The following is a 24,989-nucleotide window of genomic DNA, read 5'->3' on the forward strand; positions in this document are numbered from 1 at the left end:
AAACCGCGCAGCAATAAGGCTCCATAAGCAAGAAGGCCCCCGATATCGGGGGCCTTCTTGCTGGCGTCGGTGCTGCACTTTTGCTCCGGAAATCTGCTGCACATTCTCTCCGGCGTTGACAGAAGGGAGCAGTTCTTTTCAATCGACACCTTCTGCAAGGTTTCAAATTCGCCTTTTAAACGTCCAAGCTCGGCGGCGGATTGACCATCACCCTTGATGAACAGCAACGACGGCCAGAAAAGAACAAGGCCAACCCCCATTGCAACCGAGTCACTCGTGGCCTTTGAGTCTTGAACACCCGCTAATTCAGACGCTCGGGCCGATACCCGTTGAGCTTCAGTTCCGATCTGTTGGCAATTATAATTGCTATATTGGAGTGGGGAGACATATTGCGGGGCAATGTCAGTCGACGATGAAGCGCACCCCGCTATTATCACGCAGACAAGAGTCAACCCCATTACCTTTTGCATTATAACCTCCCCCAGCACAACGCGAGCAACCTAGTTGTGCTCGGAATGATTCGCTGTTGTTGAGGGGGAATTATCCACTGTCGCGTAACGCGATATGCAGAGGCTTGGGGGGCATCGTCCTCCCCCATTTCGGTTTTGCAATTAGGCTAATGCAATCTAGCTTCTGGCAAGCGCCCCGCAACGCCGACTTTCGCTCAAGCTGCTAGCGAATAAGCAAACGTCCCCGAATTGATGCGCCGATAAAGAACACCAAAATAAGGGTGAGAATTTTCTGCGTAGCCTCAAGCAAAGTCGCGACCATGCCTTGACGTCCTTGTGGCCCGCTATTTCCTAGGCAGGCATCGATACGAGCGTCGCGGGCTTCATTTTCGGAGGCGACAATCAAAGCATTCTTCACTGACAAATCTAATGCCGCCGAAAACGCGTCGCCCTCTGCACCATTGCGACATGGGAGCGTTTGGTGTGAGGCAAAATTCGCAAGACCATCTCTGCTTAATGGAAGCGTGCCACTGTTCGTCAAATACAATGGCGGGAAAATTACAAACGCGAACAAGAAAAGCCACAGCGTAGGACGGAGCCAACTCTGCCCGTAATTTGCAATCAACCCATAGAACCGGCTGGCGACACCACCGCCTAGTTTCAGTTCGCGGACCAGAAAATCTGCCTCGGTGCGTTTCTCGTCCGCTTGGCCTGCGATCTTCCGGAGCGCGCCAATCCGTGACAGCGTATCTTCCCGCGAACCGGGCAGCTTCTCGTTCTCGGGGAGTTGGGCTTCTGAAAGATTTGGCGCCAACGTCAAGTTAGCCTGCCTAAAATCAGGATATTGCTTGAAGCGAGCGGCAGCCAGATAGACGTCAGACCGCATTTGGGCACGCTGAAAGATTGCGTCTCCGGAGAATGTGCAATCTTCGAAGTCCACTTGCTCTTGAAATCGGGCATGCGTGAAGTTAGCCGCCACGCACTCGTGAAAATGGGCCTCTGAAAACGAAACCGGACCGTTGCACGCCATGTTCCCGAAGTTTGCTATGACGTCGCGTGGCTTACCCTCGGAATACCAAGGCTTGAAGTGAGTTCGCTCGAATGAGGCGGAGCGATGAAGGTTTGCGTCACCGAATTTCGCATCCTTGAAAGAGACGACCTCTGCCTCACCCGGCGCAGACAGAAATACCGCGCCGTCAAAATTTGCAAAAAGATCAGCCGTTCCATAGCTTGGCGACTGTTCGCTGTCGTCCTGCTCTTCGGTTTGCTCTAGCGAAAACCAGCTTCCTTCGAACGTCGCACCTTTGTGAAACTCAACAGCTTCGAAATCCGCATTCCCCGAGAATAGAACCGAATTGAAGGCAGCCGGTCCTTTGAAAATTGCCTCCGAAAAGCGTGCGTGGCTGAGTTGGTAACGAAACGTTGCATATTCGAAATCGGCTTCGCTGAAGAACTCCGACTTTCTAAACTCTGCCGCACCGTTGAAAGTGACCTTGGAGAAATTTGCGGTGCTGCGAAATTTTGCACCATCGAAACAGGCTGACGAATAGAATCTTTGGCCTTTGAATGTGACCATCGATACGAATTCAGCGTTTTTGAAGTTTGCGCGGTAAAGCGCGGATTTATCTTTGAAGTAGACTGACGAAAAGAATTTGGCGCCGGCGAAATCTGCTATGCTGCCAGTCCCCTTGTCGTTCCAAACTCTATGGAAGCGCACCGGACCGAGAAATCTCGCGCCGGCAAAGCTGAAGCCGCGAGTAAATCGGACGTTCTTTAATTCGACCGGGCCATTGAATGTCACGCCACGGAAGTCGGACATGTCCGAGACGACCGTGTTTTCCAGGCGCAGACCATCGCGCATCTTGATGGCTGGCGGTTCTAGCGTCTCTGGTTTGCTTTGAGTTTGAAGAAGCTCTTCGTCGTCTTCTTCCTCTTCGATGGCCGACCTAAAACGCGCAACACCGTCCGACGCAGCCATGAGACGTTCCCCCCACTCATGCTCAACGCGATTGTTAAAGCGCAGGGGCAGAACGTTGTCTATGCACTCTCGTATGGCGATTGATTTTTATTCTCAGAAATCGAGCGCCGTCTATCTGAACCGATACAAACTACACGGGTCCCATAGGCGCGTTTTGGCTCCCGGGTGCCCTCGTGCTTATTCGCGAAGGGAGGCGGCCTTTCGCCTATTTGGCTGGCGCATGGGGTCTCGGCCATCTCGCGTCATTGGCGGGACGACGGCGCTGCTCGTTCGGCGTTTCAATCCAACTCTTCACGCCGCGCGCGAGACGGACCGCCGCGATTGCAAAAAACGCACTCCCGAGGAGATGCCGGTTCGTTCAATAGCGGACTGATTTCAATGGGATGTGATGGTGCCGCTTGGGTGACTCGAACACCCGACCCCGTCATTACGAATGACGTGCTCTACCGGCTGAGCTAAAGCGGCAAACCGCCCGAAGGATTTAGACCTCGCGGGAAGGCGCGAGGGATACCCTCACCGGTTCAGAATTGCAAGCCTCCAGCATGCGTCCGTTTCGATCGCTTGGCGGGCACGGCAAGCTGCATGTGCGACCTTTCGTGACGGCCTAGCTGACTGCACGGAAACTGCGGCGCGCTATCGGCTGTTCGGGTTCTGGCACGGGCGGTTCCGTTCCCGGATCGTCGGGTGCGCGTGGCGTGACGAAAAGCTTCGAACCGTCCTTTTGAACCGATTGAACGGGGCGAATTTCGCGTGGAGGTTCAGTCGCCGGGACGTCGGCTGTTGCGATTTTTTCGGTGGTGGCGGCGGGCTTTGCTGCCGTGGCTGGCGCGGCGTGCTCGGCCGGCTTTTCCGCGACTGCAGCCACGGTCGCGCTTGCCGCCTCAGGGGCCGGCTTGACGGTGACCGTGACAGGCTCGGCGTCGATGACGTCCGCCTTCGTTTCGCTGGGGTTATCGCGGGAAGAGGATGCAGGCGTCTCGGCCGGAGCCTCGATCGCGATCAGCTCTTCGATGCGGCGCGCCAGGATTTCGTTGCGCGTCGCATCGCGTGTCTCGACGGGGACGCGCCACTGGAAGGCATCAAGTCTGCCGTCGACCGGCGAAATCGGTTCCCAATGATCGGAGATGACACCGTCGGCGATCCATGCCGGATCGCGAGCCGCGTTCATCGCACGCGCCAGCCATTCGCGGACGCGGCCTTTCTCGCCGTTCTCGCCTGCTTCGATGCGCGCCATCAGGGTTGCGACGCGCTGGGTCAGGCGCTCGGGCAGCAAGGGCTCGAGAACGCGGCGGGCTTCGTCGTACATCCGGGCTTCGATCGCGGCGGTCGCCACGGCAATCGGGCTCTCGATCGAATGCGGATTGAGCGCCGCGAGCTGACGTTCGCGATCGAACCGATCGCGCGTGCTGTCGCCGACGCGGGCGTATGCATAAGCCGACGCGAGATCGGGATGGGGAGACTTGGCCCACGTCTTCTGCAGGACCTTCGCGGCCTTGGCGGTATTTCCGCGCGAGGCCAGGATGCGTCCGGCGATGGCCGCGGCGGGCACGAGGTCGGGTGCAAGGCCATGGGCTTCAAGCGCCAGAGCGAGCGCCCGGTCGGGAGAATCTTCCTCGACATTGCGGGCCTTGGCGGTGAGAAGAACGGCGCGCTTGCGGTCGGCATCGGCCTTCGCGATGTGCCCGGTCTTGCGCGCGTGCTGCAACGTCTCGAGAGCGGCGGTCCAATCCTTTTGTTTGCACTGCTGCTCAAACAGGGCGGTCGCCGACCAGCCGAGCTTCGGGTTGGCTTTGAGCGCGCGGTCCGCGAACTGGCGGGCGGCCTCGTCGGCGCCCTGGCGCTGCGCCTCGAGGAAAAGTCCGCGCAGGCCGAGTTGCTCTGTCTCGGGCGACGCCAGCATTGCCTCGTAGATGCGCCGAGCGGTTGCGCGGTCGCCGGACAATTCCGCCGACTGGGCGCGCAGAAGGTGGGTCAGCGGTTCGTGCGGCAGCGATTTGCGGGCCTGCAACGCGAAGCGCGACGCCAGCGTACCGTCGCCTGCACCGATCGCGATCAGGCCGCTCGATACGGCATCAAGGCCTTTGCGCTGACGCCGCTGCACGAGCCGATCGCCGATGGCGGCCGGGCTGTTCCAGAGCGCGCGAAACACCGACCAGAAGAAAACGATCGCGGCGACGGTCGCGGCGAGGAGAACGACGGCGCGGAATACCGACGTCTCGATATCGTATCCCTGCCAGACGATCTGCAGCGTGCCGGGGCGATCGGCGAGCCAGGCAAGGCCCGAAGCGATCAACGCAATTGTGACGAGATAGACGACGAGGCGCACCATGACGCAAACCCTTCGCTGGACTAAGGCGCTGACTTGGCCACGGGCGCGGCGCCCGGAGCAATCGATGATTTGAGCTGTGCTTCGAGCTGGGCGAGCGTGCCGTCAACGCCAACACGCGCATTCAATCTGTCAAGGAAGGGACGAGCTGCGTCCTGTGCCGGTTGCGACAGGTCTTTCGAGGTTTCGAGAACATCGCTGAGACGACCGTCGTTCAGCGCGACCTGCATCCGTCCAAGCACGGCTTCGGTGCTCTTGTCGTCGGGCTTCAGATCGACGCGGCGGACGCGAACCACGGATTTTGCTTCCGCCCAAAGGCGATCCATCACCCCGGAATTCTGAGCGCCGGTTTCGGCGTCCATAGCGGCGTTGGCCGCCGGGCGGAACTCAGTCTTAAGCTCGGCGAGCGTCGGCGCGCCGGTGTTCTGCAAGTCCTTCAGCGCATTCAAATCGAGCGAACCGGCAGCGATATTTTCGATCTCGGCGAGTTGCGACGAATATTTCTGGCCGCTGTCGATGACGCGTTTCAAATTTTGCAGTTGCAGGGCGAGGACGACCTGCTCGGCGGTCTTTTGCCGTGCGCCCTCGCTTTGGACGACCTGCTGAATGCTGTTTTCGAGAGAGGCGGTGCGCTCCGCAACCGGCGCGACGGCGGCGGCGACGTCGGCTGGCTTCGCGACGTTCGCTTTCAGCGTATCGAGCGCCGTCGCGACTTGGGCCGTCTGATCCTGAACGGTTTTGAGATCGGTGGCGACGCGAGCGGTCGCATTTTTGTTGGCGTCGATGTTGGCGTCGATGCGCGCGGCATCGGTCTTGAGGCTCGCGACGTCCTTGTCGAGGCGCTGGGTGCCCGCCTGCGCGGTTTCGCTCGCGGCGGTGGCGACCTGCACGCGGCTGTCGACGTCCTTCGTCACGTTCGCACGCAAAGCGGCGAGCTGTGTCGGCAAGCTGGTCTCGAGATCCATGACTTTCGCCGTCAGACCGGCCAATTGCTCGATGCGGGTCGGATTTGGATCGTTGACGCCGGCATCAGCCAGAGCCTTGAGCTTGTCCTCGAGTTTGCCGACGCGCTCGATGACCTGTGTCGAGCCGCTATCCGATGCGGCGGACGCAAGCGCGGCTTTGGTTTCCGCGACGAGACGTTTCTGGCTGTCGGTCAACGCGGGGATCGTCTGCGCGGTCTTCTCGAGATCGGCGAGGCGATTGGTAACGGCATTGAGATCGGACGCGGGCGCGTTCTTCGACACTTTTCTTTCAAGTGCGCCGAGGCGCTCGGAAAGCGATGCGGTGTCGTTGGCGAAGCGCGACGATGTCGTTTCGAGTCCGAGTTCCGGGATCACCCATTGCAAGGCCAGGAACGAAAGCACGCCGCCAACGATACCGGCGACGAGATGGCTGAAAAAGCTGCCGCGCCGTTCGACGACGACTTTCGCGTTTGCCGGTTTGTCGGTCGTCGATGATGCGGACTTCGCTTGGTCGGACTTTTGCGGTTCGGCTTGCATCCTGGCCTCAGAGTTCGATTGGGGGCGGGCGCTTTCTGGCGTCGCATAGGTCGAAGCGGCGGCGGGGAAGGGGACTTGCTGTTCGGGCAATGAGCTGGCGCGGGATGCGCCCTTTGACGCCCCGGGATCGGCGCCTTTTGCGACCGGCGTGATCTTGATCTCGGTCGCTTTCAGGTCGAGCGTCGCATAGGGACGTTTGGCGGGGGCTCCGGGAGCGCTGCCCGAGCCCTTATTCGATTTGTCGTCTGCCATTAGTACTCACGACTCCGTACGAAACTCGCAACGAGATCCGGGAGCTTTAAAATTCCCGGAAAACTATCGAGCCTGCTGAACTTTGCTGGCGGGCCTCGAAATCGCTCCTGCTTGCGCCTTCTTACTCTGCTTCCAGACGTGCCGCGAGACGTTTCAGCACGATAAGTATTTCTTCCTGGTTAGGGCGGTTGGCAACAATGATGTTTTGCGGTTCGAGGCGAGACTTCAGGACGTTTGCGACGGCTTCAGAAATGCAGAGGTAGCTTATTCCTGAAAGATCGTTCGGTTTTGCGGCGACGGGGGCAATATTTGCCCAGGTTTCGGCCGTTCGCGGCGACATTAAAACGACGACATCGATGGCGCGATCACGAAGCGCATCGGCAACGCGGGGCGATAACGTTTCCGCTGCAACAGATCGATAGGCGACGACCCGCCGGATCTTTACGCCCTGTTCGGCGAGAACCTTTGGGAGGTCGAACGCCAGTTGTTCGGCCGCAAGGTAAACGAATGTTCCGCCAACGGCTTTCGCTCTTCGCACGATTTCGGGAACAAGCTCGGCACCGGTGCCCGGTCCCTCAAAGATGTCCTGGAATCCCATTTCGCGCGCCAAGGACGCGGTCCCGGGTCCGACGGCGAGCAGCGGCCGCGTCAACGCGGGTGCGAGCGCCGGGGACGCTGCCAGCGCTCGCAAGGCGTTGCGGCTGGTGATGATCAGTGTCGACGCGTCATCGATAGAAGTCGGAGGGATGTCGTTCGGGACGATGCGGATCAGCGGCTCCAGGCTGACCTCGCAGCCGAGCCGTTCAAGCTCCGCTTTCAGCGTTTCTCCGTCGCCCTTGGGACGCGTGACCAGAACGTGCATCAGGCGCTCGAGCGGACAAGAATGGCCGGATCGGCCTTGCTCAAGACTTCATCGGCCGCGGCGAGGCCGATGTCTCGGCCCGCGTTCGAGGCGCCGGTGCGGGAGACGTCATATCTTTGCCTGCCGTCGACGGACAGGATTTGTCCGCGAAACGACAGGCGGTCGCCGTCGATCGTCGCATGAGCCGCGATCGGTGTGCGGCAGGAGCCTTCGAGGCGCATAAGAAAGGCACGTTCTGCGGTAACTGCGCGTTCTGCCGCGATATCGTTCAGCGGCGCGACGAGTGCTTCGGCTTCCTTGTCGTCGGCGCGGATTTCAAGACCGATCGCACCTTGCGCGGCGGCGGGCAGCATGTCTTCGTCGGAAACGATTGCGGTGATCCGATCGGCAAGACCAAGCCGGTTCAATCCGGCAACGGCGAGGAATGTCGCCTCGGCGACGCCGTCTTTCAGCTTGCGCAAACGCGTTTCGACGTTGCCGCGAAAATCGATGACGCTGAGATCGGGACGCACGCTGAGCACTTGCGATTTGCGCCGGAGCGACGACGTTCCGACGACCGCACCGGTAGGCAGCGCGGCGATGTTCGCGTGTTTCAGGGCGATGAAGGCATCGCGCGGATCTTCGCGCGGCAAGACCGCGCCGATCGTGAGCCCGTCCGGCAGCGCCGTCTGCATGTCTTTCATTGAATGCACGGCGATGTCGATTTCACGGGCAAAGAGCGCGTCCTCGATTTCCTTGGTGAACAAGCCTTTGCCGCCGATGTCCGACAGGGGCCGGTCGGTCACGCGATCGCCGGTGGTTTTGATGATTGAAATCGCGATAAAGTCCTCGGGAAGGCCGTGCGCCTTGGCAAGCCGGGCTCGGACTTCATGGGCCTGGGCCAGCGCCAACGGCGAGCCACGTGTCCCGATACGAATGCGGGCAGCTTGCAAAGAGGTTTCTCCGGATGCTAGGCGGGGCGCTCGGCGCGCTGGCCAATTCGGGCGCCATTAATGCTCTAAAGGAAACTGAATTCCAACCTCGCCCCGCAAGAACTTAACGAGATGATGCCGCACGTCGATTCCGCTCAAGGTTCCTCGCTCGTTCTCGGGATTGAGACGAGCTGCGACGAAACGGCTGCGGCCGTTGTCGAGCGGCGGTCCGATGGACAGGGCCGCATCCTGTCCAATGTTGTTCTATCTCAGTTCGACAAGCACGCGATCTACGGCGGCGTGGTTCCGGAAATCGCCGCGCGCGCCCACACCGATTGCCTGGATCGGCTGGTGGAGGTTGCCTTAACGGAAGCAAAAATCGGATTTTCCGATCTTTCAGGGATCGCTGCGGCGTCGGGACCGGGGCTTATCGGCGGTCTCATTGTCGGGGCGACGACGGCCAAGGCGCTGGCGCTCGCGACGGGGAAACCGTTTCTTGCGATCAATCATCTCGAGGCGCATGCGCTGACCGTTGGTTTGACCGACAGCGTCAGGCCGCCCTACCTGATGCTTCTCGTCTCGGGCGGGCATACGCAACTGCTGCTGGTCGAGGATGTCGGGCGCTATCGCAGGCTTGCGACGACGATCGACGACGCGCTGGGCGAGGCCTACGACAAGACGGCGAAGCTTTTGGGTCTGCCGATGCCGGGTGGTCCGGCCGTCGAGAACGCGGCACTTAGCGGTAATCCCAAGCGGTTCAATCTGCCGCGTCCGATGGCCGGGCGCGAGGATCCGCATTTTTCATTCGCAGGTTTGAAAACGGCTGTGCGGCACGCGGCGGCGAAGATCGCGCCCTTGTCGCAGACGGATGTCGCCGATCTCTGCGCATCGTTCCAGGCGGCAGTTTGCGAAAGCGTCGCGGACCGCGTGCGGCGTGCGATGCGCGTTGCTCTTTCGTCGCTTCCCGAAGATCGGCCGAAACCTTTTGTCGTTGCCGGTGGTGTTGCGGCGAACAAAGTTCTGCGCGCCGCACTTGTTGGCGTATCAGAGGAATTCGGCTTCACGTTTCATGCGCCGCCGCTCGGGCTTTGCACCGATAACGGGGCGATGATCGCGTGGGCTGGAGCTGAACGGCTGGCGCTCGGGCTTATCGACGGACTCGAGGCGCCTGTCCGGCCACGCTGGCCGCTCGATCCGGACGCCGTCAAGGCGGCAGGTGCGGGGATCAAGGCATAAGTCTGAAGCACGCTTCATCATGGCGTGCTAAGCTTTGGCGGCATCGGAGTGGGGGACGCGTCTTTGCAATTGCGATCGATCAGCATCATCGGCGGAGGCGCGTGGGGAACAGCGCTGGCGCAAACGCTCTCGTACAACGATACCGGCGTGACGCTGTGGGCGCGCGAGCCGGAAATCGTCGAGGACATCAATGCGCGTCGCGTCAATCGCGTCTTTCTGCCGGGCGTGGACCTCAACGCGTCCATCCGCGCGACCGGCGAGCTTGCGAAGGTCGCGACGGCGGACGCAATTCTCGCTGTCGCTCCGGCACAGCATTTGCGCGGCGTACTAACTGAGCTGGCGCGACATCTGCGAGGCGGCGTTCCTATCGTCATCTGCTCGAAGGGGATCGAGCAGGAGACCGGCAAGTTCATGGGCGACGTGCTCGAAGACGTCGTGCCGCAGGCAACCCGCGCCGTGCTCTCCGGTCCAAGCTTTGCCGCCGATGTCGCGCGCGGGTTGCCGTCAGCACTGACGCTTGCCTGCCGTAATGAAGCCGTGGGGCGGGCGCTTGCCGCGTCGCTCTCGTCGCGCCAGATGCGGCTTTATTGGTCGAGTGACGTGCTTGGCGCGGAGCTTGGCGGCTCGGTCAAGAACGTGCTCGCGATTGCAGCCGGGATCGTCGAAGGGCGCGGGCTTGGAACCAGCGCGCACGCGGCCATCGTTACGCGTGGCTTCGCTGAATTGCGCCGTTTCGGAGAGGTGATGGGCGCGCGCCCGGAAACGCTGCTCGGGTTGTCGGGCCTCGGGGATCTGATTCTGACGTGCGGCAGCGCCCAGTCGCGCAACATGTCGCTCGGCCGAGCATTGGGCGAAGGGCGGTTGCTTGCAGAAATTCTCGGTAGCCGGTCGGCTGTGACCGAGGGCGTCTATACGGCTGCCGCGCTCGTTCGCCTGGCGCGTAAAAAGAATGTCGAAATGCCGATCGCGGAAGCGGTGCACGAGATCATCGAGGGGCGGCTCGGCGTCGACGAGGCGATTTCCGGACTGATGCAGCGTCCGCTCAAGGCCGAAGACTGAGGACGGCGTCGCTACCGTTCGATAAGCGGCGACGCCTTTACCGAATTTCAAGATAGTTCCGACAAGGTGTCCTCAACAGGCGGCCACGACCCCACAGGGTCCAGGCGCCACGCTTGCGCAAAGCGTCCGTTGTCGTGTCGCGTCCAAAGACCCCGTGCTCGTCGAGCATGGGGTCTTTGATTTTTTGCGACGGGTTGAGCGGATTTGCGTTTCACGCTAGGCATCGCCTCGATGATTTATAAAGGCGCCTGCCCATGCCTGCCTATTGGCTGTTGAAATCAGAGCCCGACGCGTTCTCGTGGGACGCGCTCGTGTCGCGGGGCGCCAAGGGCGAGTCCTGGGATGGCGTGCGCAACTATCAGGCGCGCAACAACATGCGTGCGATGAAAATCGGCGACCTCGGATTCTTCTATCATTCTAATGAGGGGAAGGACGTGGTCGGGATTTGCCGCATCATCGCGCTGGCACACCCGGAAGCGAAAGACGAAACCGGAAAATGGGAGTGCGTCGACGTCGCGGCTGTCGCGCCGGTGCCGGAACCGGTGACGCTTGATGCGATCAAAGCCAATCCGAAGCTCGTCGGCATGGTGCTCGTCAACAATTCGCGCCTTTCGGTTCAGCCTGTTTCCGCCGATGAATGGAAAGAAGTGTGCCGCATGGGCGGGGTCGATGCACGGAAGTTCAAGGTGTGAGCAGCGAGCGTCTCGACCGCGCGGACCCGCAATCGCTCGCGGATTTCATCAAAGCGAACACCAAATTGCTGGCGCCGCCTCTGGTTCCGGAAATCGTCCTGTATCTCGCCGCGGAGTCGCTGCCAATTTGGCAGAAAACGGAAGATCAGCTCGGCGAGATGAACGTGCCGCCACCCTATTGGGCCTTCGCCTGGGCCGGGGGACAGGCGGTGGCGCGCTACCTGCTCGACACTCCTGAAATCTGCCGGGGGCTGCCGGTGCTCGATCTCGGTTCGGGGTCCGGCATATCCGCGATCGCCGCCGCAAAAGCCGGAGCCGCCCGCGTTCTTGCCGCCGACATCGATGCCCTGGCCCTTGCCGCTATAGGACTAAATGGTAAAGCGAACGACGTGCAGATCGACGTCACGGGGGCCGATCTCCTGGCGCAACCGGGAGCGCGGGAAGGCGTCGTGATCGTTGGGGACCTTTTTTACGAACGGAACCTTGCCGATCGCGTCCTCAGGTTCATAGATTCCGCGAAATCAGAGGGGTGCGTGGTGTTCGTCGGCGACCCGCAACGGAGTTATTTTCCGCGAGACCGCTTCGAAAAGCTCATTGAATATCAGGTTCCCGTGACGCGCGAACTCGAGGATGCGGAAATCAAGCGGACGGCGGTGTGGCGGGCCTGAATGCTGCGATTTCGCCCGGTCCTACCTTCGAGCATGTTGTGGGGCACGGATTGTCGCATCATAATGAGCGGAATAATGGCCGCATTCTAGACGGCTAGCCGGAGGAACGTTCGAATGTCCGACAAAGTCTATCCTGTCCCAGCGGAGTGGGCGGAACGCGCTTACATCGACGCCGACCAGTACCGGAAAATGTATGAGCAGTCCGTGTCCGATCCGGAGGGGTTTTGGTCGGACGCCGGCAAGAAGCTCGATTGGATCAAGCCCTATAGCCGCGCCAAGAATACCTCGTTTGATCCCGGCAACGTCGATATCCGCTGGTTCGAGGACGGGACGCTGAATGTTTCGGTGAACTGCATCGACCGGCATCTGGCGAAGCGCGGCGATCAGGTGGCCATCATTTGGGAAGGCGACAGCCCGAACGATAGCGAGACGATCACCTACCGGCAGTTGTCCGAGCGTGTGCAACGGTTCGCGAACGTGCTCAAGAAGCACGGCGTCAAGAAGGGTGACCGCGTCACGATCTATCTTCCGATGATTCCGGAGGCAGCCTACGCGATGCTCGCGTGCACGCGCATCGGCGCGGTGCATTCAATCGTTTTCGGAGGCTTTTCGCCGGACAGCTTGCAGAACCGTGTCGAGGATGCGGAATCGACGGTCATCATCACGGCGGATGAAGGTTTGCGCGGCGGCAAGCCCGTTCCGTTGAAAAAGAACGCCGATGCCGCGCTCGCCAAATGCGCGGGCGACAAAAAAATGCTCGTCGTGCGCCGCACCGGCAATCCGGTGGCATGGATCCCGGGACGGGACCTTTGGCTGCATGAGGAACTGGAGTCGGTTTCAGCCGAATGTCCGCCGGAAGAAATGAGCGCGGAAGATCCGCTCTTCATTCTCTATACGTCGGGATCGACAGGAAAGCCGAAGGGCGTGGTGCACACGACGGGCGGCTACCTGCTCTTCGTCTCGATGACGCATCAATACGTTTTCGACTATCACGACGGCGACATCTACTGGTGCACGGCCGACGTCGGCTGGGTGACGGGCCACAGCTACATCGTCTATGGGCCGCTTGCGAACGGCGCCACGTCGCTGATGTTCGAAGGCGTTCCGACGTATCCGAGCGCGTCGCGGTTCTGGGACGTCATCGACAAGTGGAAGGTCAACATCTTCTACACCGCGCCGACGGCGATCCGCTCGCTGATGGGAGCGGGCGATGATCTCGTCAAACGCTCAAGCCGCGCATCGCTTCGGCTTCTCGGATCGGTCGGCGAGCCGATCAATCCCGAGGCTTGGGAATGGTATCATAACGTCGTCGGCGAAGGCCGCTGCCCGATCGTCGATACGTGGTGGCAGACGGAGACTGGCGGCATCATGATCTCGCCGCTTCCGGGCGCGACCGATCTGAAGCCCGGTTCCGGAACGAAGCCGTTCTTTGGCGTGCAGCCTGCGCTCGTCGACGACAAGGGACAGTTGCTCGAGGGTGAGGCCCAGGGCAACCTCGTTATGCTCGACAGCTGGCCCGGGCAATCGCGCACGATCTACAAGGACCACGACCGGTTTGAAAAAACGTACTTCTCGGCCTACCCAGGAATGTACTTCAGCGGCGATGGCTGCCGGCGCGACGCCGACGGTTACTACTGGATCACCGGCCGCGTCGACGACGTCATCAACGTTTCGGGACACCGTATGGGAACGGCGGAAGTCGAGAGTGCGCTGGTCTCGCATCCCAAGGTCGCGGAGGCCGCCGTCGTCGGATACCCGCATGATCTCAAGGGGCAGGGCATCTATTGCTACATCACGCTCATCATGGGTGAGAATGGCGATGATGGTTTGAAGAAAGACCTTGTCGCGCACGTGCGCAGGGAAATCGGACCGATCGCGTCTCCCGATCTCATCCAGTTTTCGCCGGGCCTGCCGAAAACGCGATCGGGCAAGATCATGCGCCGCATTCTACGCAAGATCGCGGAAGACGATTTCGGAAATCTTGGCGACACCTCGACGCTCGCCGATCCAGCGGTCGTCGATGAGCTGATCACGAACCGGCAGAATAAACGCGACGTAGCCTAGAGTGCTTCCGGAAAAGTGGGAACCGGTTGCCCGCTAAGAAGCACGAGAAAGCAAAGAGCTAGAGCCTTTCCGCGATTCCAGCAAAATCGGAAAGGCTCTAGAAGTCCGAGGCGATGCCACCCGTTTCCCAATCGCCGAAACGGGTCGGCTCGGGTCCAGAGCGCCCGCCGACTTCGGCCGGTCGCGCCTGATTGGCGGCCTGCTGGCGGCGTGCTTCGGCCTCCGCCAGGGCCCTTTGGGCTTCCGGCGTCAGCGACCGCGCCTCGCTTTTCGCCTCTGAAGGCTCGACGTTGCTCTCTCGATCAGGATCGGTGTTCACGGCGGAGGTGCCCTTTAATTATGGCCGGAGACCGGCTCCTTCAGGCCTTTATACGATCTTGACGGGACCATATATATGCTGCGGTCGGCCGCACGATGGCCGGTGGTCGCTTATGGGATCGTCACGAATGCCGATGAACTATGCCAGGACAGCGCTTCTTCTAGCCGTGCTCACCGCGATTTTCGTGGCGCTCGGCGCTGCCGTCGGCGGAAAGTCCGGTCTGGTCTTCGCCTTCTTCGCGGCGATGGTCATGAATGCGTTCAGCCTTTGGAAGTCCGATACGGCCGTATTGCGCATGTTCAAGGCGCAGGAGGTCGACGACCGGTCGGCTCCGGAATACGTGCAACTCGTTCGCGATCTCGCCAAGCAAGCCGGACTGCCGATGCCGCGTGCCTACGTGATGAACAATCCGCAGCCCAACGCATTCGCGACCGGGCGCAATCCATCAAACGCTGCGGTCTGTGCGTCGACAGGGCTGCTCGAAACGCTGAACCGCGACGAGCTTGCGGGCGTCATGGCGCATGAGCTTTCGCACATCAAAAATCGCGACACGCTGACGATGGCCGTCGCGGCCACGATCGGCGGCGCGGTTTCGATGTTCGCGCAGTATTTGCAGTTTGGAATGCTGTTCGGCGGCGGACGCAGCGGTGAGCGCGGCGGGCTCGGCGTTCTAGGGACGCTGGCGGCGGTGATCATTGCGCCAATGGCGGCCGGGCTCGTGCAAATGGCGATCAGCCGGTCGCGCGAATATCAGGCCGACCGCATGGGCGCGATGATCTGCGGCAACCCGCTGTGGCTCGCATCGGCGCTCCGGAAGATCGACAGGTCGGCACGACGGATCGAGAATCCGGAAGCGGAATCCGTTCCGGCGGCTGCGCACATGTTCATCATCAATCCGCTCAACGGGCACGGCGTCGATAATCTTTTCTCGACACATCCCAACGTCGAAAACCGTATCGCCGCGCTCGAATCTCTTGCCCACGAGATGGGCGTAACGTCTGCTTCGCGCGGTGAAGCGGAGCCGACGGATTGGGACGCGATGCCCGATACGTCCGACGACAGTCGCGGCGAAGTCTGGATCGGCGGTCAAAAGTACACGAAGCCTCCGAGCCCGTGGGGTTGACGTGTCGAAAGCGATGAGCAACGACCGCGGCGCCCGGTTTGGTAAGCGCACTCCGCAGCGTCCGCGCGACGCGTTGAAGCCGTCACCGTCACCTTCGCCAACGAGCGGCGATGGCTTGCCGGCACGCGACGTCGCCGTTTCGGCGCTGTTTTCCGTGCTTGTCGAGAAGCGTCCGTTCGACGACGTCTTTGCAAAAGCCTCGGCGGCGCGGGCTCTAGCGCCGCGCGATCGCGCTTTCGCGCGGCTGATCGCGACGACGGTTCTGCGCAATCGCGGGTCGCTGCAGGCGGTGCTCCGGACTTACCTCGAAAAGCCATTGCCCGAGCATCTCGGCCGACTCGAACACATCCTTCTCGCTGCGGCCGCGCAGCTTTTGCTGCTGCAAACGCCTCCGCATGCCGCCATTTCGCTTGCGGTCGATCAGTGCCGGGCGGATCGCAACGGGCGGCGCTTCGGCAATCTCGTCAATGCCGTGTTGCGGCGCTTGAGCGAAAGCGGCAGCGGGCGTTTTGCGTCGCTCGATAATGCCACGCTGACGTTTCCGGACTGGCTGCTCGACAGGTGGAGCCGCACGTATGGGGTGGCCGAGGCCCGGCACATCGCGCGTGCGTCGCTCTCCGAGCCGCCGCTGGACATCACTGTCAAATCCGACACCGATACGTGGGCGTCGCGCCTCAACGGCATCGCGTTGCCGACGGGCTCGATACGCTGCTCGCATGTCGGGCGCATTGAAGAACTCGATGGTTATGCCGATGGCGCATGGTGGATCCAGGACGCCGCAGCCGCCTTGCCGGTGAAGCTTCTCGGCGATGTGAGCGGGCTTTCGGCGCTCGATCTTTGCGCCGCGCCGGGAGGCAAGACGGCGCAACTGGCGGCGGGCGGTGCGCGCGTCGTCGCCGTCGACAAGTCAGCGGGACGATTGACGCGCCTCAACGAGAACTTGCAGCGGCTTGGGCTCTCGGCTGAGGTGTCCGTGGCGGATGCGCAAAGCTATACCAGCGAGATGACGTTCGATGTCGTTCTGCTCGATGCCCCGTGCACGGCGACGGGAACGATCCGCCGTCATCCCGACATTCTCTATCTGAAGCGGCCGGAGGACGTTGCGGCGCTTGCGGCGTTGCAGGCCAAGCTGTTGCGGCAGGCGGCTCGGCTCGTGAAGCCCGGCGGCACGCTGCTCTACTGCACGTGCTCGCTGGAACCCGAAGAAGGTGAGGATCAGATCGCAGCCTTCCTTGCGGAGCATGGCGATTTTCGTCGCAGGCCGATCGCGCTTGGCGAGGCCGTTGTGCCGCTGTTGTGGCGAACGGCCGACGGCGATCTCCGGACGCTTCCGTCTAATTTTCCGGAACTTCCTGAAGGACTTCGTGGCCTCGACGGCTTCTTTGCGTCGATGCTGGTCAAATCCGATTGTTAACGGATAGCTGGTCGCCGCGCCTTGTTTTCGTGCCGTCGCAAGGCTAGGTCGGAAGCTATCGCGCGTCAGCCAGGGAAACGCATGCCGAGCCTCAACGTCACGGAGCGTTTGAAAATTCGCTCGCTGTCGGTCGAGCGGCTGCGGCGCCGGGCTCTGACGCGCACGCTGTCGTCGCCGACTTTCCGCTGGCGTTACGCCGGAGCCGGAGCCGACCAGATTCTCATCGTGCCCCAGGAGCTGCGGGCGGCCGATCCGAGTTTCTGGAGCGAGGTTGCGCACGGCCATTTCGGTCTGGCTTCGCAAATCGCCGACCTCAAGGGCGCGTCGCCGTTCCGTGTCCAGCCTCCGAGCCTTGCTTGGGCGCGTGAGCTTCATGGTTTCGGCTGGCTTCGTCATCTTGCGGCGACGGAAGAAGAGGAAGCCGAGGCGGCGGCGCGCGAACTCGTTCTCGATTGGATCGCGCTGCGGAATACCGCAAGCGGCATCGCCTACGAACCGGAGATCGTCGGACGGCGGCTCATTTCGTGGATCGCGCAGGCGGGCATGCTGCTTGAAAATCTCGACGCGCGCTCCTATTCGGCGGTCATGTCGAGCATGGGTCAGCAGATCGTCACGCTGAAAGCGACGTGGCGCAGCGCACCGGACGGAATTCCGCGATTGATCTGCCTGATCGCGCTGGTGCTCTCCGATCTTGCGGTCTCGGGTCACGACCGGCAGCTTAAGGATGCGCAGGAGGCGCTGATCGAGGAATTGCGCCGGCAAATCCTCGAAGATGGCGGGCATGTGAGCCGCAGCGCCAGCGTTCTCGCGGATCTGATCCTCGATCTGCTTCCGCTCGGCCAGTGCTTCCATTCTCGCGGCCGCCAGCCGCCCGAGGAGATCAGCGCCTCGGTCAAAAAATCGCTGGGTTTCCTGCGATTCATGCGTCTTGGCGACGGCATGCTGGCGCGTTTCAATGGCGTCAGCACCGGGTCTCCCGCGACGGTCGCGACCGTGCTTGGCTATTCGGGTTCCGATCTCGAAGTGCCCGCTAAGGCGCGCGCGTCCGGTTACGTCCGGCTGGAGCGCGGCGATACGGTCATCGTCGCAGACGTCGGATCGCCGCCACCGCTTGAAATGGCGACGGAGGCGCAGGCTGGCGCGCTTTCGTTCGAACTGTCGTCGCGGCAATATCTCGTTCTGGCGAACGGCGGTTTTCCGGGGCCGGCCGATCAGAGCTGGGTTGCCGCCGCGCGCGCGACCGCAAGCCACAATACGCTCGTGCTTGCGGAAACGTCGTCATCGCGCCTCGTGCGTCACCCGCAGCTCGAGGCGATGATCGGAGGCATGCCGATCAAGGGTCCGGACAACGTCTTCTCGGCCTCGGGCGACAAGGATGGTCATGTCTTTATCAATACCAGTCACGACGGGTATTTGAAGCGCTTCGGGCTGATCCATTCGCGCCGTCTTTCGTTATCCGCCGACGGCAATAGGCTCGAAGGCGTCGACGCGCTGAGACCGCCGAAAGGGCAGCTCCGGCTTAAGACCGATCTTCCCTACGCGATCCATTTTCATCTGCATCCGGATTGCCTTTGCACGCTCGATCAGCCGACCGTCTGCCGTGTGAAACTCCCCGACGGGCGCGTTTGGATTTTCAGCACCAAGGATGCGGCGCTGACGATCGAGGAAAGCATTTTCTATGTCGACAGTGCAGGCCCGAGGCCGTCGCTCCAAATCGTACTTCGCGGAACGACGTTCGGTGAAACCGACGTTCACTGGTCGATGCGTTGCGATCCCGCCATGCTTGGCTAAGCCGCAGGATTGCTCGGCATAACGCGGCACAATCGCGCGTTTCTCTTTGAGTAGGATGGTTTTGCGCGTGAGAGCGTGATAACCGCGTCTCGCAACCATGCGGGGTGACTATGGCCGATCCGACAATACGACGCGCGCTGCTCTCGGTTTCCGACAAGGGTGGGCTTCTTCCCTTTGCCAAGGCATTGGCCGAGCGGGGTGTCGAGATCGTATCGACCGGCGGCACGGCGTCGGCACTGAAGGCGGCCGGGCTAAACGTCATCGACGTTTCGGAGCTGACTGGCTTTCCCGAGATGATGGACGGCCGGGTGAAGACGCTGCATCCGCGCGTGCACGGCGGGCTTCTCGGTATTCGCGGCAACGCAGAACACGAAAAGTCCGCGAGCGATCACGGCATCCTTCCGATCGATCTTTTGGTGGTGAATCTCTATCCGTTCGAGGCGACGGTCGCGAAGGGCGCGTCCTATGAGGACTGCATCGAGAACATCGACGTCGGCGGTCCAGCGATGATCCGCGCGGCCGCGAAAAATCACGAGAGCGTCGCGGTTATCGTCGAGACCGAGGATTATGCGCGGCTGCTCACCGAGCTTGCCGAGAACGGTGGTGCAACGAAGCTGGCATTCCGCAAGCAGCTCGCGGCGAAGGCCTTCGCGCGCTCGGCGGCTTATGACGCGGCGATCAGCAATTGGTTCGCGGGCGTGCTCGAAACGGCTGCGCCGGAGTGGCGGGCGTTTGGCGGCAAGCTCGCGCAGTCCCTTCGCTATGGCGAGAACGCGCATCAGTCGGCGGCGCTTTACATTTCGGATCGCGGCCGCGCCGGTGTCGCGACGTCGCGACAGCTGCAGGGAAAAGAACTCTCCTACAACAACATCAACGACACGGATGCAGCTTTCGAGCTGGTGTCGGAGTTCGATGCGAAATTTCCGGCGGTGGCGATCATCAAGCACTCCAATCCGTGCGGGGTGGCGATCGGCGGTTCGCTGAAGGACGCTTATCTGAAGGCGCTTGCGTCAGATTCCGTCAGCGCGTTCGGCGGAATCGTGGCGCTCAACCAGGCGATCGATAAGGACGCGGCGGAAGAGATCACGAAAGTCTTCACCGAGGTCGTCATCGCGCCGGACGCGACGGACGAGGCGAAGGCGATTTTCGCGGCGAAGAAAAATCTGCGGCTGCTGTTGACGGGCGGCCTTGCGGAGGGGCGCGCCGCGGGCCTGCTCGTCAAGTCCGTGGCGGGCGGTTTCCTCGTGCAGACGCGCGATAACAAGAATTCCGATGATCTCGATCTCAAGGTCGTCACGAAGCGGGCGCCTTCGTCAGCGGAGCTTGCCGATTTGAAGTTCGCGTTCAAAGTCGCGAAACATGTCAAGTCGAATGCCATTGTTTACGCGAAAGGCGGCGCGACGGTCGGTGTCGGTGCCGGTCAGATGAGCCGCGTCGACTCGGCGCGCATCGCAGCCTGGAAGGCGGCAGAGGCCGCGAAAGCGCTGGGTTTGGATGCGCCGCTGACGATTGGTTCGGTCGTGGCGTCGGATGCCTTCTTCCCGTTTGCCGATGGCTTGATCACGGCGGCGGAAGCGGGCGTGACGGCGGTCATACAGCCGGGCGGTTCGATGCGTGACGACGAGGTGATCAAGGCAGCTGACGAGCGCGGGCTGGCGATGGTGTTCACCGGAGTTCGTCACTTCCGGCATTGAAGCCGTTCGCTTCCCCCACACCTGACCCCTCCCCGCAAGGGGGAGGGGAAATATTGGGGCTACGACTTAGCTTGTGTGCGGCTTCGTTCGGACGAACAGCATCAGCACGACGCCGGTCAGCAGGAATGCGAGCACGGCCGACATGCCGATGCGTTGGCTGCCGGTTTCCTGCGTCAGGAACGCGACGGCGAACGGCGCGAGGAAGGCCGTCACCTTTCCGGAAAAAGCGAAGAGGCCGAAGTATTGCGTGATCTTTTCCGCCGGCGCGAGGCGGGCGAGAAGCGAGCGGCTGGCGGCCTGCACGGGCGCCGCGACGAGGCCGACCAGGACGGCGAATGCGAGGAAGACTTGCTCGCCTATCGACGAGAATGGCTTTGATCCCGGCACTTTTTCCGCGACCTCGGTCGTGAACAGGATGTGCGTTTTATCGACCGAGAGAATTCCAATCGCTCCGACAACGAGCGCCAGGAGCGCGCAGACGATGACGGTCTTGGGTCCAAACCTGTCATCGAGACGGCCGCCGATCAGCGCGCCGAATGCGCCGACAAGGGTGAGAACTATGCCGAAGATACTCAGTTCCAATGGTCCCCAGCCGAAGACCGACGCGCCGTAAATACCGCCGAACGCGAAGATCGCGGTCAGGCCATCGGTAAAGATCATGCGCGCGATCAGGAAGATCATCAGGCTCGGCATTGACGGCAGAGATTTGATCGTGTGCCAGAGTTCCGTCGCCGCCGAATGCCGCGGCTCGGTTGAGCTGCGCGGCACTCGCTTGTCCGGGACGAACAGGAAAAACGGGATGATGAAGATCGCGAACCATACGGCGGCGAACGGGCCGGTGATGCGGTCACTTTGATGCGAGGTGCCGTCGAGGGTCAGCAGCGGATCGAGGCCGAGAAGCGTTGTCGTTGCCCCCGGTATCGGGACAAGGAAGCCGGCGACGAGCGCCAAGCTTACGAGGCCGCCGAAATAGCCGACGGCCCAGCCCGTTCCTGACAAGCGTCCGAGTTCGCTTCTCGGCACGAGGCCGGTCATGATCGCGTTGGAGAAGACGCTCATCAGCTCGGCGGCCAAGGTCGCCACGACGAAGCCCGCGAGCACGAGCAGGATCGTGGTCAATGGCGCGCCGGGTGTGCCGAGCCAGAGCGTGCTCAATCCTGCGAGAAAGACGAGCGAGAGCACGCCCATCCAAGGCTTGCGCGCGCCGCGGCCGTCCGCCGCCGCGCCGAGAAACGGGCTCAGAATTGCGATCAGCAGGCCGGCGACCGAAGCTGCGTAGCCCCAGAGCGCCTGTCCGCAGGCAGCCTTCTCGCTGCCTTCCGCGATCAGCGTGCCGCAGACTGGGTTCTGGACGATGGCATTGGCGAAATAGGGAGCGAACAGGAAGGTCTGCACCAGCGTGTAGTGCGGCTGCGTCGCCCAGTCGAACAGCATCCACGATACGAGGGCTCTTGGCGGCGCGCGTTCGGGTTCAAGAGCTGCCGCCGATGTTCCGTTCGCGGCTTCGCCGACATCGCCTGTCGCCATGGATTTCCCCTTCGTTGGTGCTTGCGAGCGCGTGCCCGGCGCGCCTCAGCAGATTTGGGCTGTCAATCCCTAAGCACGATCAGATGGTCGGGAAGCTCGTTCGGGTCGATCGAACCTGGCGGGAAATGCTCCGACAGATGCGCGCCGATACGCTCGATGGCGTGGACGAAGCCGTCGGTCGCTTTTCCGGCACCGATCTCGCTCGTGAATTCATCGACGATCGATTGCCATGTTCCTTTCGGGACGCGCCCGTCGATGCCGCTGTCGGCGATGATGTCGACGCGCTGCTCGGCGAGCGACACGAAAATCAGGACGCCCGTGCGGCCGGTCGTCGTGTGAAGGTTCTGCGCGAGGAACTGTTCGGCGGCGCGACGGCGCGTGTTGGCGCGCAGGATCGAACGCGGCACGAGCGCCATCCGGATTTTCGGGTGCCATGCGAGAAAGAACAGCGCCAGAAAGACGATCAGCTGGATGAGGAAAATGATCTGAACCTTCATCCAGGTGAAATAGATGAGCGGCCAGGGAACGATTAGCGCCAGAAGCGCCGCCCACATCAGCGGAATGTGCTCGTAACGGCTGCTTTGATCCGCGACGACGGCGACGATCTCGCCGGACGTTGTGCGCTCGGCGTTCGTGATCGCCTGGGAGATCCGCTCGGCGTCTTTGCTGTTGATGAAGCCCATCGATCGCAATCGTTCCGTTGTTTTCGCCGTCATCGTTACCAGCTTCCCGATGCTCCGCCGCCGCCAAAGCTGCCGCCGCCACCGGACCAGCCGCCACCTCCGCTGTCGCCGCCGGACCAGCCACCTCCGCCGCCCCAGCTTCCCGTGCCGCCGGGAATGACGACGATGCCGCCGCGCCGGCGCCGTCCATCGGGCGTGCCTGCCTGCATGGACTGGGAGTTCCTGTAGTTGATCCATAGGATAAACGCGACGAACATCAGGAAAACGAGCAGCTGGAACATCTCCGCTGAGTCGTCCTGATGAGGCTGTCCGCCTTGCGCCCGGCGCTTCACCTCTTCGGGATCGCCGAGAACGACCGTTCTGATGTCGCGAACGCCGTCCTTGATGCCGCCCGCGTAGTCGCCGCGCCGGAACTTAGGCAGGATGGCATTCTGGATGATGAGCGCCGCCATCGTGTCGGTCATGAAGGGTTCGAGGCGGCGGCCGACCTCGATGCGGACCTTGCGGTCGTTGGGCGCGACGATCAGCAGAATGCCGTTGTCCTTGCCCTTCTGGCCGATGCCCCATTTGCGCGCGAGGCCGATGCCGTAGTCCTCGATCGCGTAGCCCTCGAGCGATTTGACCGTGACGACGGCGATCTGGTCGGTCGAGGTTTGCTCGAGTTCGGCGAGAGTGCTTTCGAGGTCAGCCTTGTCTTGCGGCGAGAGCAGTCCGGCCTGATCAGTGATGCGGCCGGAAAGGTCCGGATAGTTCGGCGCCGCGTAAGCCGGGGCGATCATAAATGCGCACGCCGCAAGCAGGGCCAGCAGTGCGTTGCGCACGCTCGCCCAAGGCTCGCGACGTGACATCAAGGACCGAGCGGCGATTGCTGCGCCAGTCATTGGATTGACTCCGCCAAGGCGTTCAAGCCGCAGCCGTTACGACTTGCCGAAATCGACCTTAGGCACCTTCTGGTCCTCGGCCGGGATATCGAATGTCGCCATTTCCTTCGCCGAAGGATAAAGCGCGGTTTTCCAGAGGCGTCCGGGGAAGGTGGTGATCTCAGTATTGTAAGCGCGGACGGCGTCGATGTAATCGCGGCGGGCGATGGCGATACGGTTTTCGGTGCCAGCCAGTTCACTCTGCAGCGCCAGGAAGTTCTGTCCCGACTTGATGTCCGGATAGCGTTCGACGACGGCCATCAGCCGCCCAAGCGCGCCGCCGAGCGTCGATTGCGCATCCTGGAATTTTTTCATCGCGTCCGGATTGGTCAGGATGTCGGGCGGAATTTGTATGTTCGTCGCCTGCTTGCGCGCTTCGGTGACTTCGGTGAGCACCGTCTTTTCCTGGTCGGCGAAGCCTTTCACGGACTCGACGAGATTGGGGATGAGGTCGCTGCGGCGCTTATATTGGTTCAGGACCTCGCTCCAGTTGGCCTTGGCCTGCTGCTCATATGTTGGAATCGTATTAATTCCACAGCCGGCCATTGCGAGCGCAGCTCCGATGATCGCGAATAACGCGAGCGGCCGTACGACAAACTTTCTGGTGATGGCGGTCATGACGCGGGTCGTCCTGTTCTGGCGCCTCGCGGGCGCGCACGCAGTGAGCTTCGCAAGGCCGTTACGGCCCGCCCTTTCCTATGAGCTTCCAGGACTGCGTTCAAGTGACGGAACGTAGGGGACGCCGCCTTTCAACGATTAATGCGCCTCCGGCGTACCCCGTCGGTTGCAAAGCGATGCCTCGGATGGCAAAGCCGCATTTCGATGCGGCCTTTTTCAATTCCGGCAAAATCGCGCTAAGTTGGAAGCCTGTTATTCGCGGGGGGATGAATTGGAATGAGTTGCTTCCAGCGCGATAACGATACATCGACGCGTATCGGGAAGGCGGTCGCGAATACGGGAATACTGAAAACCGCGGCCACCATAATCATACATGCCAACGCAGCCTGCATGACCTGAATGATGTGCTTCAATCGAATGCACCCTTCTGTGACATTGCGGGTGCATTTTGCAGATCGAGTATGGCTTCAGGTGGGCGCCTCTGCGGCGCAGAGAAGAAAGTGCGGCGAAGGAACACCGCCGCACTTCTCAGACTGTCACGACCAGCGGCAAAAGCGGCGGCCATGTCTCCACCAGCAATGACGGTGGCGATGATGCCAGTTGCGGCGCCAATACACGTCCTGTGTGGGCGAAGCCTGTTTGGAGATCAGGTTTAGAGTGTGGATGTTTCCGTTGACGGTGGCGCTGGCGTATCCTGCACCGAGCACCATCGTGACAGCGAGAATTGCTATCCCCAATGTCGTCCTCATTACGTCGTCTCCTCGATTGGCGGCGCCGCCTTGACGCCGGGAGCAACTATAACGAGCGCGTTTTCGTGCTTCTCCATACGGATTTGTGAGAAAGTGTATTTTCGCGGGACGGGTGCATCCGCGATACGCTTACATTTTCGTATGGCGACTTA

Annotated in this window: 20 protein-coding genes and 1 tRNA gene; 9 read left to right on the forward strand and 12 right to left on the reverse strand. The window is 61.5% G+C overall.

Features of this window, described 5'->3' with window-relative positions; genetic code table 11:
• From WC026_RS07005 to hemC, 7 genes are all read right to left on the reverse strand, one after another.
• Window positions 1-470: hypothetical protein (locus WC026_RS07005; RefSeq protein ID WP_372710117.1), on the reverse strand; the 470-nt coding region annotated here is incomplete at its 3' end.
• Window positions 471-672: 202 nt separating this feature from the next.
• Window positions 673-2,427 carry a pentapeptide repeat-containing protein gene (locus tag WC026_RS07010; RefSeq protein ID WP_372710118.1) on the reverse strand — a complete coding sequence of 585 codons (1,755 nt, stop codon included), beginning with the start codon at window positions 2,425-2,427 and terminating at the stop codon, window positions 673-675.
• A 389-nt stretch (window positions 2,428-2,816) separates the two neighbouring features.
• Window positions 2,817-2,892 (reverse strand) — tRNA-Thr (locus WC026_RS07015).
• A 139-nt stretch (window positions 2,893-3,031) separates the two neighbouring features.
• Window positions 3,032-4,756 carry a heme biosynthesis protein HemY gene (locus tag WC026_RS07020; protein ID WP_372710119.1) on the reverse strand — a complete coding sequence of 575 codons (1,725 nt, stop codon included), beginning with the start codon at window positions 4,754-4,756 and terminating at the stop codon, window positions 3,032-3,034.
• A gap of 20 nt (window positions 4,757-4,776) precedes the next feature.
• The gene (locus WC026_RS07025) at window positions 4,777-6,507 is read right to left on the reverse strand and encodes a COG4223 family protein (RefSeq protein WP_372710120.1); all 1,731 of its coding nucleotides are present in this window, start codon (window positions 6,505-6,507) and stop codon (window positions 4,777-4,779) included.
• A gap of 121 nt (window positions 6,508-6,628) precedes the next feature.
• Complete coding sequence (locus tag WC026_RS07030; RefSeq protein WP_372710121.1) at window positions 6,629-7,369, reverse strand: uroporphyrinogen-III synthase; 741 nt, start codon at window positions 7,367-7,369, stop codon at window positions 6,629-6,631.
• Window positions 7,369-8,301 (reverse strand): hydroxymethylbilane synthase, encoded by a 933-nt coding sequence (hemC, locus tag WC026_RS07035; RefSeq protein ID WP_372710122.1) that lies wholly within the window; start codon window positions 8,299-8,301, stop codon window positions 7,369-7,371. The genes WC026_RS07030 and hemC overlap by 1 nt, the downstream gene beginning before the upstream one ends.
• 111 nt (window positions 8,302-8,412) lie before the next feature.
• Here hemC and tsaD point away from each other — a divergent pair, with 111 nt between their 5' ends.
• From tsaD to acs, 5 genes are all read left to right on the forward strand, one after another.
• The gene (gene tsaD / locus WC026_RS07040; protein ID WP_372710123.1) at window positions 8,413-9,516 is read left to right on the forward strand and encodes a tRNA (adenosine(37)-N6)-threonylcarbamoyltransferase complex transferase subunit TsaD; all 1,104 of its coding nucleotides are present in this window, start codon (window positions 8,413-8,415) and stop codon (window positions 9,514-9,516) included.
• 48 nt (window positions 9,517-9,564) lie between these two features.
• The gene (locus WC026_RS07045; RefSeq protein ID WP_372710124.1) at window positions 9,565-10,575 is read left to right on the forward strand and encodes an NAD(P)H-dependent glycerol-3-phosphate dehydrogenase; all 1,011 of its coding nucleotides are present in this window, start codon (window positions 9,565-9,567) and stop codon (window positions 10,573-10,575) included.
• A gap of 254 nt (window positions 10,576-10,829) precedes the next feature.
• Window positions 10,830-11,267 (forward strand): EVE domain-containing protein, encoded by a 438-nt coding sequence (locus WC026_RS07050; RefSeq protein WP_372710125.1) that lies wholly within the window; start codon window positions 10,830-10,832, stop codon window positions 11,265-11,267.
• Complete coding sequence (locus tag WC026_RS07055; RefSeq protein WP_372710126.1) at window positions 11,213-11,935, forward strand: methyltransferase; 723 nt, start codon at window positions 11,213-11,215, stop codon at window positions 11,933-11,935. The genes WC026_RS07050 and WC026_RS07055 overlap by 55 nt, the downstream gene beginning before the upstream one ends.
• A 114-nt stretch (window positions 11,936-12,049) precedes the next feature.
• Window positions 12,050-13,999, forward strand: coding sequence for an acetate--CoA ligase (acs, locus tag WC026_RS07060; protein ID WP_372710127.1), 1,950 nt, complete (start codon window positions 12,050-12,052; stop codon window positions 13,997-13,999).
• Between the two features lie 97 nt (window positions 14,000-14,096).
• Here acs and WC026_RS07065 read toward each other — a convergent pair whose 3' ends face one another.
• The gene (locus WC026_RS07065) at window positions 14,097-14,318 is read right to left on the reverse strand and encodes a DUF1674 domain-containing protein (protein WP_372710128.1); all 222 of its coding nucleotides are present in this window, start codon (window positions 14,316-14,318) and stop codon (window positions 14,097-14,099) included.
• Window positions 14,319-14,451: 133 nt separating this feature from the next.
• On the opposite strand from WC026_RS07065, the gene htpX reads away from it, so the two are divergent.
• The 4 genes from htpX to purH all read left to right on the forward strand — a co-directional run bounded on the left by htpX (window position 14,452) and on the right by purH (window position 20,340).
• Window positions 14,452-15,441: a zinc metalloprotease HtpX gene (gene htpX / locus WC026_RS07070; RefSeq protein ID WP_372710195.1), complete on the forward strand. Its 990-nt coding sequence runs from the start codon at window positions 14,452-14,454 to the stop codon at window positions 15,439-15,441.
• Between the two features lie 13 nt (window positions 15,442-15,454).
• Entirely contained in the window at window positions 15,455-16,855 is a 1,401-nt protein-coding gene (locus WC026_RS07075; RefSeq protein ID WP_372710129.1) for an RsmB/NOP family class I SAM-dependent RNA methyltransferase, read from the forward strand.
• Window positions 16,856-16,936: 81 nt separating this feature from the next.
• Window positions 16,937-18,646, forward strand: a complete 1,710-nt coding sequence (locus tag WC026_RS07080) for a heparinase II/III family protein (RefSeq protein ID WP_372710130.1) — start codon at window positions 16,937-16,939, stop codon at window positions 18,644-18,646.
• A gap of 110 nt (window positions 18,647-18,756) precedes the next feature.
• On the forward strand, window positions 18,757-20,340 hold the full coding sequence (purH, locus tag WC026_RS07085; RefSeq protein ID WP_372710131.1) for a bifunctional phosphoribosylaminoimidazolecarboxamide formyltransferase/IMP cyclohydrolase: 1,584 nt from the start codon (window positions 18,757-18,759) through the stop codon (window positions 20,338-20,340).
• A 66-nt stretch (window positions 20,341-20,406) separates the two neighbouring features.
• Here the strand turns inward: purH and WC026_RS07090 are convergent, their stop codons facing one another.
• From WC026_RS07090 to WC026_RS07105, 4 genes are all read right to left on the reverse strand, one after another.
• On the reverse strand, window positions 20,407-21,867 hold the full coding sequence (locus WC026_RS07090; RefSeq protein WP_372710132.1) for an MFS transporter: 1,461 nt from the start codon (window positions 21,865-21,867) through the stop codon (window positions 20,407-20,409).
• A 62-nt stretch (window positions 21,868-21,929) separates the two neighbouring features.
• Entirely contained in the window at window positions 21,930-22,583 is a 654-nt protein-coding gene (locus WC026_RS07095; RefSeq protein ID WP_372710133.1) for a TPM domain-containing protein, read from the reverse strand.
• Between the two features lie 2 nt (window positions 22,584-22,585).
• Window positions 22,586-23,431 carry a YgcG family protein gene (locus WC026_RS07100; RefSeq protein ID WP_372710134.1) on the reverse strand — a complete coding sequence of 282 codons (846 nt, stop codon included), beginning with the start codon at window positions 23,429-23,431 and terminating at the stop codon, window positions 22,586-22,588.
• A 36-nt stretch (window positions 23,432-23,467) separates the two neighbouring features.
• Window positions 23,468-24,088: a LemA family protein gene (locus WC026_RS07105; RefSeq protein ID WP_372710135.1), complete on the reverse strand. Its 621-nt coding sequence runs from the start codon at window positions 24,086-24,088 to the stop codon at window positions 23,468-23,470.
• Window positions 24,089-24,989 lie beyond the last annotated feature (901 nt).

The sequence above is a fragment of the Hyphomicrobium sp. genome, assembly GCF_041674905.1.
In the GTDB taxonomy this organism is placed as follows: domain Bacteria; phylum Pseudomonadota; class Alphaproteobacteria; order Rhizobiales; family Hyphomicrobiaceae; genus Hyphomicrobium_B.